The following is a 388-nucleotide window of genomic DNA, read 5'->3' as shown; positions in this document are numbered from 1 at the left end:
TTTAACATAAAGGGTGAAGGCATTTTCGAAAATGGCTTCACCCTTTAATGTAAATCCCCACACCATTTAACATCAACCCTAAAGGCATCTTCGAAAATGCCTTGGCCTTTTACTGTTAATCCCCACCTCAGTTACTTGAAATGTCTATACCATAATCTGCACGAAATACCAAACAATATCTCAATCAAACGCTTCCCTGCCTTTTCTACTTCCCTTCTCCAAATCTTTATTTATCCTTTATCAGACCAGTACACAGCCGTGAATCCTGGGGATGGGGACGGACGGGGGCGGAGGCCCGCTTGGAGGGGTGGCACCGGGCGGAGCGGAATCCGTTGGCGATGAAAGCCGTCTGGAAACCGTTAGTGAAACTTAGGCTACAGGGACAGAA

It is taken from the genome of Clostridium sp. MCC353, assembly GCF_018785315.1.
Taxonomy (GTDB): Bacteria; Bacillota; Clostridia; order Lachnospirales; family Lachnospiraceae; genus CHH4-2.
Note: the sequence above shows the minus strand (reverse complement) of the source record.